9 protein-coding genes and 2 pseudogenes are annotated in these 10,484 nt (G+C 70.2%); 7 read left to right on the top strand and 4 right to left on the bottom strand.

Annotated features, from left to right (window positions below; all coding sequences use genetic code 11):
- Window positions 1–230, top strand: a pseudogene (locus tag A9X03_RS28535) (nitroreductase family protein); the annotation flags it as partial.
- Here the strand turns inward: A9X03_RS28535 and A9X03_RS16040 are convergent.
- Both A9X03_RS16040 and cofD read right to left on the bottom strand, forming a co-directional pair.
- Window positions 225–1,292, bottom strand: a pseudogene (locus tag A9X03_RS16040) (coenzyme F420-0:L-glutamate ligase); the annotation flags it as partial. The pseudogenes A9X03_RS28535 and A9X03_RS16040 sit on opposite strands and share 6 nt — an antisense overlap.
- Entirely contained in the window at window positions 1,289–2,290 is a 1,002-nt protein-coding gene (cofD, locus tag A9X03_RS16035; RefSeq protein WP_067889421.1) for a 2-phospho-L-lactate transferase, read from the bottom strand. The gene cofD and the pseudogene A9X03_RS16040, both read right to left, overlap by 4 nt.
- A gap of 353 nt (window positions 2,291–2,643) precedes the next feature.
- Here cofD and A9X03_RS16030 point away from each other — a divergent pair, with 353 nt between their 5' ends.
- Window positions 2,644–2,982 (top strand): WhiB family transcriptional regulator, encoded by a 339-nt coding sequence (locus A9X03_RS16030; RefSeq protein ID WP_007168083.1) that lies wholly within the window; start codon window positions 2,644–2,646, stop codon window positions 2,980–2,982.
- 15 nt (window positions 2,983–2,997) lie between these two features.
- On the opposite strand, the gene A9X03_RS16025 is transcribed toward A9X03_RS16030, so the two are convergent.
- Window positions 2,998–3,420, bottom strand: coding sequence for a metallopeptidase family protein (locus A9X03_RS16025; RefSeq protein ID WP_067758997.1), 423 nt, complete (start codon window positions 3,418–3,420; stop codon window positions 2,998–3,000).
- 173 nt (window positions 3,421–3,593) lie between these two features.
- Between A9X03_RS16025 and A9X03_RS16020 the strand changes: the two genes are divergently transcribed.
- From A9X03_RS16020 to manA, 4 genes are all read left to right on the top strand, one after another.
- On the top strand, window positions 3,594–4,043 hold the full coding sequence (locus tag A9X03_RS16020; protein WP_197498888.1) for a DUF3499 domain-containing protein: 450 nt from the start codon (window positions 3,594–3,596) through the stop codon (window positions 4,041–4,043).
- A 122-nt stretch (window positions 4,044–4,165) separates the two neighbouring features.
- A complete protein-coding gene (locus A9X03_RS16015; RefSeq protein WP_067889423.1) occupies window positions 4,166–5,563 on the top strand; it encodes a phosphomannomutase/phosphoglucomutase in 1,398 nt (465 codons plus the stop codon).
- A complete protein-coding gene (locus tag A9X03_RS16010; protein ID WP_067759004.1) occupies window positions 5,560–6,660 on the top strand; it encodes a TobH protein in 1,101 nt (366 codons plus the stop codon). The genes A9X03_RS16015 and A9X03_RS16010 overlap by 4 nt, the downstream gene beginning before the upstream one ends.
- Before the next feature lie 8 nt (window positions 6,661–6,668).
- Window positions 6,669–7,895 (top strand): mannose-6-phosphate isomerase, class I, encoded by a 1,227-nt coding sequence (gene manA, locus A9X03_RS16005; protein WP_067759007.1) that lies wholly within the window; start codon window positions 6,669–6,671, stop codon window positions 7,893–7,895.
- Here the strand turns inward: manA and A9X03_RS16000 are convergent.
- Entirely contained in the window at window positions 7,873–9,255 is a 1,383-nt protein-coding gene (locus A9X03_RS16000; RefSeq protein WP_197505037.1) for an NAD(P)/FAD-dependent oxidoreductase, read from the bottom strand. The two genes, manA and A9X03_RS16000, sit on opposite strands and share 23 nt — an antisense overlap.
- A 101-nt stretch (window positions 9,256–9,356) precedes the next feature.
- On the opposite strand from A9X03_RS16000, the gene A9X03_RS15995 reads away from it, so the two are divergent.
- A partial coding sequence (locus A9X03_RS15995) for an amino acid permease (RefSeq protein ID WP_067782015.1) occupies window positions 9,357–10,484 on the top strand: 1,128 nt, incomplete at its 3' end.

Here is a 10,484-nt window from a genome sequence, read left to right as displayed (position 1 = left end):
GCCGGGTGGCGCGGGGCCAGATCCTCTACGACGCACCCGAGGTCGTCATCCCGATGCTGGCTCTCGACGGCGCGCACACGTACCCCGACGCCGCCCGCACCGAGGCCGAGCACACCATGTTCACCGTCGCCGTCGGGGCGGCCGTGCAGGCCCTGCTCGTCGCCCTGGCCGTGCGGGGGGTGGGCAGCTGCTGGATCGGCTCGACCATCTTCGCCCCCGACCTGGTGCGCGCCGTCGAGAGCCAGCATCGGGATGACGACCTCGGGTGCGTCGTAGAGGATCTGGCCCCGCGCCACCCGGCGTTCCACCGAGTCGGCGGGCCGGCCGTCGCCGGCGAGGTCGGAGCGCCACTTGTCCTTCATCCGGTCCAGCAGCCGCAGCCGGACGTCGGGAGTCCGCAACCAGACGAACCGGACCGGGCGGGTGTGGTGCGGGGCCGGGGCGGTGAGGGCTTCTGCGACGGCGTCTTCGATCAGCACGGGCGCGACGGGCTCGGCGCTGAACCGGCGCACGGACCGGCGCAGCAGCTGGGCCTGCCGGCGCCCCATGTCGAGGGCCTCGGCGGTGCCGAGCCAGAACAGGTCCTCCTCGCCGGGCCGCAACAGCTGCCGGGCCGTCGAGCCGTCGTCGGCCACCGTGAGGCCGCGCACCACGGCGACCGGCATGGCGGTCAGCTTGCCCTTCACCAGATCGGCCGCGGCCGCGACCTCGTCGGCGACCGCGATCTCGGTGACCACCAGCTCGTTGCCGTGCCGGTCGACGGCCCCCGAATACCCGTGCAGCACAGCCAGACCCGACGAGCCCACCGCGGCGTCGATCTGGCCGTTGCGCCAGGCGCGGCCCATCGTGTCGGTGATGACCACCGCCACGTCGACGCCCAGTCGCTCGCGCAGCCCGGCCCGCAGCGCCGCGGCGCTGGCGTCGGGGTCGACCGGCAGCAGCGCGAGTTCGTCGCGGCCCACGTTGGATCCGTCCACGCCCGCGGCGGCCTGGATCAGGCCGATGCGGTTCTCGGTGATCAGGGTGCGGCCCTTGCGCGCCAGCACCCGCACGGCCTCGTCGTCGACGAGCTTGCGGCGCAGTTCGTCGCGCTGCTCGGCGTCCTGCGGGGCCGGCACCAGCCGGCCCTCGCACTTGGACACCACCTTGCTGGTCACCACGACGACGTCGCGGTCGCGCAGCCAGGGCGCGGCCGAGGCCAGCGCCGCGCTCAGGTCGTCGCCGGGCCGGAACTCGGGAAGCCCGGTCACGGGCAGGATCTCGATCGCCGCGGCGGCGCCGTGTTCGGTCATGGGGTGACGCCCGCGAGCTCGAGACCGGCCCACACCATCTCGGCCGTCGCCTTGGGGTCGGTCATCAACAGCGGCACGGCGGTCACCGCGACGCCGTCGATGTCGGCGTGATCGCCCTCGTGCACCAGCCAGCAGTCCAGTATCCCGGTGCCGCCGCGCGCCCCGTAGTGCCGGCCGACCGCCTCCGCGGTGGATTCCACCCCGATCACCGACAGGCACGCATCGGCCATGCCGCGCAAGGGTTTTCCACCGATGATCGGGGAGTAGCCGACGACCGGGGCGGTCGCCGAGCGCAACGCCGCGCGAATCCCGGGGACCGCAAGGATGGCGCCGACGCTGACCACCGGGTTCGACGGCGCCAGCAGGATGGCGTCGGCGTCGGCGATGGCCGCCACCGCTTCACTTGTGGCGGTGGCCTTTTCGGCGCCGACGAAGGCGAAGCTGTGCGTGGGCACCTCGGCCCGGTAGCGCACCCACCACTCCTGGAAGTGGATCGCGCGGCGGGTGCCGTCGTCGGGATCGGTGATCACCACGTGCGTCTCGCAGCGGTCGTCGCTCGCCGGCAGCAATCGAGCGCCGGGTTGCCAGCGGTCGCACAGCGCGGTGGTGATCTGTGACAGCGGGTAGCCGGCGTTGAGCATCTGGGTGCGCACCAGGTGGGTGGCGATATCCCGGTCGCCGAGCCCGAACCAGTCCGGCTGCACGCCGTAGCGCGCCAATTCCTCTTTGGCGTGCCAGGTTTCGTCGCGGTGACCCCACCCGCGCTCCGGGTCTACCCCTCCACCTAAGGTGTACATGCAGGTGTCCAAATCCGGGCAGACCCGCAGTCCATGAATCCAAGCGTCGTCGCCGATGTTGACGATTGCGTTAAGTTCGTGGTTGCCGGTTCCCGCTTCTGGGTGCTGTTGCGTTCCGAACTGACCGAGCCCGAGCAGCTGTTGAATCCCCAGCAGGAATCGGGCGCCGCCAACCCCACCGACCAGAACGGTGACCTTCACGTGGACGACAGTACTGCCCGGCGACCTTGCGGTGGCGGGGCCGTTACGCGGCCCTTAAGCGTAGTCGTGGTCGGTGTGATCGACACGCCGAATGCGCAAAACAACGGAAACGCCGTAATTCGGTCACGAGATGGTATGGAAATGCGCCGTAGTGCTTGACCCGGCTGGTCAACCCGTGTCTAATCACAACAGTGTCATTTCCCGGTTGGCCGGCCGGTTCCGGTGTCGCAGACCGAGATTCGATCACTTGTTCGAATTGTCTGTACACATCAGAAATAGTGGGAACCACTCACTCTCTCAATCAAACTGAGGAGGCGGACGACCGTATGTCTTACGAACATCTTCGAGGAGTCATGGCGAGCACGCCGCACACCCCCATCGTCTCGGCGCCGGTCCGACCGGCCCGGCCGCACTTGACCGTGGTTCCTGATGCGCCAGTCGCATTCGAACCCGAGCCGATGCCGGCCCCCGTCGCGGACCAGTGGCAGGACCGGGCGTTATGCGCCCAAACCGATCCCGAGGCGTTCTTCCCGGAGAAGGGCGGCTCCACCCGCGAGGCCAAGAAGATCTGCCTGGGGTGCGAGGTACGCCACGAGTGCCTGGAGTACGCCCTGGAGCACGACGAGCGCTTCGGCATTTGGGGCGGGCTCTCCGAGCGCGAGCGCCGCCGCCTCAAGCGCGGCATCATCTGACGCCGCGCCGCAACATCATTCGTCGTCGATCGTCGGGTCGATGATCGACGGCTCCACGTCGAGGTAGATGGCCACCTGGGCCACCAATATTTCGTGCAACAAATCACCGAGCTCGACGGTGTCCTTGGCCCGTCGCTCAATCGGCTTGCGGAACAAAACGATTCGCGCCCGCGTGGCGTTGCCGCGGACGTCGACACCGGCCGGGATCAATCGCGCCAGCGGGATCGGCCCGTCGGCGATGACCTCCGGCGGCCACTGCACGCTGTCGGGATCCTTGGCCGCGATGCGGGGAATCTCGTCGACCGCCACGTCGAGATCGGCGAGGCGCGCCTGCCAATTCCGCTCGATGGGTTCGTAGGCCTCCAGCACCGCCATGTCGAATCGCTCGGCCCGGCTGCGCCACCCGGGCACCGTCGGCGGCAGCAGCGGGCCGCGCACATCGCGGCCCCGGCGGGAGGACCGGTGGGAAGCGAATCGGCCCTGGGGCCGATCCCTCCGCGGGAAGCTGCGCGAATCGCCCACGCGCCGATGGTAACGGTTGAACATCGGGGGCCCGCCGGTTGCGCGTGTCCGGCGCTTCACCGGCGTTTGCGCACGATAGCCTTTCGCTCGTGAACGTTCCCCGTCGCTGTTGCCGGCCCGGGTGTCCGCACTACGCCGTGGCGACCTTGACGTTCGTCTACTCGGACTCGACGGCAGTGGTGGGGCCACTCGCGACCGCGCGGGAGCCGCATTCGTGGGACCTGTGCGTCGGCCATGCCGGCCGGATCACCGCACCCCGCGGATGGGATCTCGTGCGCCACGCCGGTCCCCTGCATGCTGAGCCCACGCACCCCGACGAGGACGACCTGGTCGCCCTCGCCGACGCGGTGCGCGAAGGCGGCCAGGTCGAGCGCGCCGTGCCCTATGGCGGCACCGGCACGCCCCTGAACGGCTTCGCGGACCCGCACATTCATCACGGCGGGGCCACCGCGCCAAGCAGCAGTGTGCTGGCGCCACCCGAGCATCGGTCGGGCCGGCGCCGCGGACACCTGCGGGTGTTGCCCGACCCCAAGGACTAGCCGTTCGGGTGTGGCGCGCGGCCCCTGCGCACCGCTGCGGCCCGTGTTTCCCTGGGGCCGATAGGCTGACGGCCAAGAGGCGAAGGAACGCGAACCCTTTCAAGGCGTCAGGAGGCCCCCGCATGTCTCGGCTCGCCGCGACCGTGCACCGCGTCGTCAAGGCTTACGACGTGCGGGGGTTGGTCGGCGAAGAACTCGACGGGCCGCTGGTCACCGCGTTGGGCGCGGCGTTCGCCAAGCTGATGCGCGACGAGGGCGCTCGGCAGGTGGTGATCGGTTACGACATGCGGGACAGTTCGCCCACGCTGGCCGCGGCCTTCGCTTCCGGTGTGACGGGCCAGGGCCTGGACGTGGTCCGCATCGGTCTCGCCTCCACGGATCAGCTCTACTTCGCCTCCGGATTGCTGGACTGCCCGGGCGCGATGTTCACCGCGAGCCACAACCCGGCGGCCTACAACGGCATCAAGTTGTGCCGGGCGGCCGCGAAGCCGGTCGGCGCCGACAGCGGCCTGCGCACCGTCAGCGAGTCCGTGATCGCCGGGGTCGAGCGCTATGACGGACAGCCCGGAACCGTGAGCGACCGCGACGTGCTGGACGACTACGGGAAGTTTCTGCGCTCGCTGGTCAGCACCTCGGGGCTGCGCCCCCTGCGGGTGGCGGTGGACGCGGGCAACGGCATGGCCGGCCTCACCGCGCCCGCGGTGCTCGGGGCGATCGACTCGATCACGTTGCTGCCGTTGTACTTCGAGCTCGACGGCTCGTTCCCCAATCACGAGGCCAACCCGCTCGACCCGGCCAACCTGGTGGACCTGCAGGCCTATGTCCGCGAGACGGGCGCCGATATCGGTTTGGCCTTCGACGGGGACGCCGACCGCTGCTTCGTCGTCGACGAACGCGGCCGGCCGGTGTCGCCCTCGACCGTGACCAGCCTGGTCGCCGCGCGCGAATTGAGCCGGGAGATCGGCGCCACCATCATCCACAACGTGATCACGTCCCGGGCGGTGCCGGAGTTGGTCACCGAGCGCGGCGGCACACCGCTGCGCTCGCGCGTCGGGCACTCCTATATCAAGGCGATGATGGCCGACACCGGCGCCATCTTCGGCGGCGAGCATTCGGCGCACTATTACTTCCGCGACTTCTGGGGCGCGGACTCCGGGATGCTGGCGGCGCTGTACGTGCTGGCGGCCCTGGGCGAGCAGGACCGGCCGCTGTCGGAGCTGACCGCCGACTACCAGCGCTACGAGTCGTCAGGCGAGATCAACTTCACCGTGGCGGACGCCGCGCTGTGCACCGAGGCGGTGCTGAAGTCCTTCGGCAGCCGCATCCACGCGATCGACCACGTGGACGGCGTGACGGTCGACCTCGGCGACGGCAGCTGGTTCAACCTGCGCAGCTCCAACACCGAGCCGTTGCTGCGGCTCAACGTCGAGGCGCGCAGCACCGACGACGTAGACGCGGTGGTCGCGCAGATCAGCGCTCAGATCCAGGCGCAGTCGGCGCCCGCCGAGGCCGCGCCGTGAACACCGTCCGGGCGATCGATCTCGAAGACACCGAGGGCCTGCTCGCCGCCGACCGGGACGGCCTGCTGCGCTCCGCGTCGTCGGCGGGCGCGCAGGTGCGCGCGATCGCCGCGGCCGTCGACGAGGGTGCCCTGGATCCGCTGCGGGCCGACGACCGGCCGCGCAGCCTGATCTGGGTCGCCGGCCGCGGGACCGCCGACAACGCCGGCGCGATGGTCGCGGCGACGGTGGCCGGAGCGGCCTCCGAGCCGATCACGCTGACCGCCGAGGTACCGCCGTGGATCGGCCCGCTCGACGTGCTGATCGTCGCGGGCGACGATCCCGGCGATCCGGCGCTGGTCACCGCGGCCGCCACCGGGGTGCGCCGCGGGGCGCGGGTCGTCGTCGTCGCGCCGTACGAGGGTCCGCTGCGGGACGCCACCGCCGGCCGCGCGGCGGTGCTGGCGCCGCGGCTTCCGATCCCCGACGAGTTCGGGTTGTGCCGCTACCTGGCCGCCGCCCTGGCGGTGGTGCAGGCGGTCGACCAGCGACCCAGCGTCGACCTGCGGGCGCTGGCCGACGAGCTGGACGCCGAGGCGCTGCGCAACAGTGCGGCCCGCGAGCTGTTCACCAACCCGGCCAAGACGATTGCCGCGCGCATCGCCGATCGGCAGGTGGCGCTGGCCGGCGACTGCGCCGCGACGCTCGCGCTGGCCCGGCACGGCAGTTCCGTCCTGCTGCGGATCGCGCACCAGGTGGTTGCCGCGACCGGGCTGTCGGATGCCGTCGTCGCGCTGCGGGCCGGGGTCTCCGGCGGCTTCGCCGATCCCGCCGACGCGCTCTTCCACGACGAACAGATCGACGGGCCGCTGCCGCGGCGGCTGCTGGTGCTGGCCCTCACGTTGTCCGCCGAGCAGACCATCGTGGCGGCCCGGACCGCCGGGCTCGACGACGTGTACCTGCTCGCCGCCGAGGACGTGCCCGACGGTCCCGGCGGCTCTGCCGGGTCGACGGTCGCGCCCGCGTTGGGCGGCGCCATCAGCGCCGAGCAGCAACTGGCAGTATTGGCCGTTCGACTGGAGATGGCCGCGGTTTACGCGCGCCTGGCGCGGGGATAGATAACACAGTGGAACTGCTTCGCGGGGCCTTACGCACGTACGCCTGGGGATCGCGTACCGCCATCGCCGAATTCACCGGGCGGACGGTCCCGGCTGCCCATCCGGAGGCCGAACTCTGGTTCGGGGCGCATCCGGGCGACCCGGCCTGGCTGGAAACGGACGCCGGCGAGATCTCGTTGCTCGACGCGCTGGTCGCCGACCCGGAAGGCCAGCTGGGCCCCGGGGCCCGCGCCCGGTTCGGCGACGTGCTGCCGTTCCTGGTCAAGGTGCTCGCGGCCGACGAGCCGCTGTCGCTGCAGGCCCATCCGAGCGCGGCGCAGGCGGCCGAGGGTTACCTGCGGGAGGAGCGGCTGGGCATTCCGCTGAACTCGCCGGTCCGCAACTATCGCGACACCTCGCACAAGCCCGAATTGCTGGTGGCGCTGCAGCCATTCGAGGCGCTCGCCGGATTCCGGCAGGCCTCCCGCACGGTCGAGTTGCTGCGGGCGCTGTCCGTCTCCGACCTCGACCCCTTCATCGACCTGCTCAACGACCAGTCCGACGCCGATGGCCTGCGCGCGCTGTTCACCACCTGGATCACCGCGCCGCAGCCTGACATCGACGTGCTGGTGCCCGCGGTGCTGGACGGCGCCATCCAGTACATCAGCTCCGGGGCAACGGAATTCGCCGGCGAGGTCAAGACGGTGCTGGAGCTCGGGGAACGCTACCCCGGCGACGCCGGGGTGCTGGCCGCGCTGTTGCTGAACCGCATCACGCTGGCCCCGGGCGAGGCGATCTTCGTGTCGGCCGGCAGCCTGCACACCTACCTGCGCGGTTTCGCCCTGGAGGTGATGGCCAACTCCGACAACGTGTTACGCGGCGGCCTGACCCCCAAGCACGTCGACGTCCCCGAACTGCTACGGGTGCTCGACTTCACCCCGACCACCGAGGAACAGGTGCGCCCCCACGTGCGCCGCGAGGGCTTCGGCCTGATCTACGAGACTCCGGCCGAGGAATTCGCGGTCGCGCTGCTGGAGCTCGACGGCGACTACCTGGGCCACGAGGTCGACGCCTCGTGCAGCCACGAGGGTCCGCAGATCCTGCTGTGCACCGAGGGGTGCACGACGGTGCACGGCAAGTCCGGGTCGCTGACGCTGCAGCGGGGGATGGCCGCCTGGGTGGCGGCCGACGACGCCCCGATCCGGCTGGTCGCGCGCGAGCCCACCAAGCTGTTCAGGGCGACCGTAGGGCTGTAGGGGTGCGCCGGCGATCGCCACGGGCGGCCTGACGGCGTTCGCCCAGCCACAGCCGCAGATTGTGGGCGATCGTGCGGCCGACGATGCGCGGCGGCGGGACCATGTAGAGGCTGTCGAGCAGCGAGAACCGGCGCAAAAACCATTCGGCCAGAACGGGATCGGTCTCGGCGGCCCCGAGGAACTGGTCGAACAGCGCGCCCGAGGGCCGCCACCACCAGGGAATGGGCCCCTTGGTCTCGGCGTGGTGGAAGGTGACGTCGCCGATGGCGTTCATCGTCCACACCGGGAAGGTCGACTTGGCGGTGGCCCGACTGAGTTCGGCGGCCAGCTGGTCGTCGGGCAGTTTCAGCGCGCGACGCAGATGGCCGGCCTGCAGCGAGGTCATCGTCATGCCCTGCCCGAAGGTGGGGTTGAAGCTGGCCACGGCGTCGCCGAGGGGGATGATGCCGGCGGGGAAGCGGTCCAGCTTGTCGTAGCGGCGCCACTTGCTGGCCGGAAAGGCGTGGAACGCCGGCTCGCCGATGGGATCGGCCTGCTTCAGCGCCGCGTTGACGTGGGGCGGGACCAGCTCCTCGGCCAGTTCCAGCATCTCCGGAAACGTCTGCGGCGGCTTGACGTTCGCCACCCCGAACGTCGTCAGCACCCAGGTGCCGTCCTCGTAGCAGAGCATGCCGAGCCCCAGCGACTTGTCGTGCGACGCGCCGGCGACCACTACCTTCTCCGCTATCAAGCCGTCCGGGATGCGAAATTGCTGGGTCGCGTAGTAGATGCCGATGTCGAGGAGGTCTTCCCGCGGGCGCTCGTAGCCCCACTGCGTCAGCCACGTCGGCAGCCGGGTGCCCCTGCCTGCCGCGTCGACGACGAGGTCGGCCGCGACGAATTCCGGATCCTCGCCGTCGACGGGATCCAGCAGCACCCCGGTCACCCGCTGGCGCGCCGGGTCGAACCGCGGTTCGGCCACCGAGCGCCGCACCATCGTGACGTTGTCCGTGTTGCGGACGCGTTTGCGCAGCTGCCACTCCAGGTGCGGCCGGCTGGGCACGTACGCGGTGAATTCGTCACGCAGTGTGTGTCCGGTGCCGAGCACGTGGCCCGCGGCGCCGAGATGAATGCAGTCGGGCCGGTTCTCCAGCATGGGCACGCCCGCGGCCACCATGTCTTCCAGCAGCCCGGGGAAAAGGCTCTCGAACTCCATTGCGCCGCGGGCCATCAGCATGTGCAGGTGCCGGTCCTGCGGAACGGTCGCCCGGCTCGACGGTGTGCTCGGCAACTCGTCGCGCTCGTAGACCGTGACCCGGGAGAACGCATCCGAGAGCACCTGCGCGGCGCACAGCCCGGCGATGCTGCCGCCGATGACCACCGCATGGTCCCTGGTGTTTGCTTTGGTGTCCGCCATCTCGGCAGAGTACCCAGTACTGTGACGGACCAATGGGTCCCCTTCGTAGAGGGAAAGGGCGACGGATGGCCAACCGATGGCGCATGAAGTCGGTCGAACAATCGATCGCCGACACCGACGAGCCAGACACCCGGTTACGCAAGGAATTGACCTGGTTGGACCTGGTCGTCTTCGGGGTTGCCGTGGTGATCGGCGCCGGTATCTTCACCGTCACCGCGTCGACGACCGGTGACATCACCGGCCCGGCGATCTGGATCTCGTTCGTGATCGCGGCGGTCACGTGCGCGCTGGCGGCGCTGTGCTACGCCGAGTTCGCCTCCACGCTGCCGGTCGCCGGCAGCGCCTACACGTTCTCCTACGCCACCTTCGGGGAGTTCCTCGCCTGGATCATCGGCTGGAACCTGCTGCTCGAGTTGGCGATCGGCGCCGCGGTCGTGGCCAAGGGCTGGTCGAGCTACCTGGGCAACGTGTTCGGGTTTGCCGGCGGCACAACGCAGCTCGGTTCGGTCAGCCTGGACTGGGGCGCGCTGCTGATCGTCACCGGGGTTGCCGTGCTGATCGCCCTGGGCACCAAGCTGTCGTCGCGGTTCTCCGCGGTGATCACCGGCATCAAAGTGTCGGTGGTGCTGCTGGTCGTCGTCGTCGGCGCCTTCTACATCAAGGGCTCCAACTATTCGCCGTTCATCCCCAAGCCGGAGGCGGGGCACGAGGCGTCGGGCGTCAACCAGTCGGTGCTGTCGCTGATGACCGGGGCGCACAGCAGCCACTACGGCTGGTACGGGGTGCTGGCGGGAGCGTCGATCGTGTTCTTCGCGTTCATCGGGTTCGACATCGTCGCGACCATGGCCGAGGAGACCAAGCGGCCCCAGCGCGACGTTCCGCGGGGCATCCTGGCGTCGCTGGCGATCGTGACCGTGCTCTACGTGGCGGTCTCGGTGGTGCTGTCCGGGATGGTCTCCTACACCCAGCTCAAGACCATGCCCGGCCACAAGCCGGCCAACCTCGCCACGGCGTTCACCGCGAACGGCATCCATTGGGCCAGCAAGATCATCGCGATCGGGGCGCTGGCCGGATTGACCACCGTGGTGATGGTGCTGATGCTCGGCCAATGCCGCGTGCTGTTCGCGATGGCGCGCGACGGCTTGCTGCCGCGCCAGTTGGCGAAGACCGGCTCCCACGGCACCCCGGTCCGG

The organism is Mycobacterium sp. E1715 (genome assembly GCF_001667625.1).
Classification (GTDB): domain Bacteria; phylum Actinomycetota; class Actinomycetes; order Mycobacteriales; family Mycobacteriaceae; genus Mycobacterium.
Note: the sequence above shows the minus strand (reverse complement) of the source record. Positions and strands in the feature narration are given on the sequence as shown.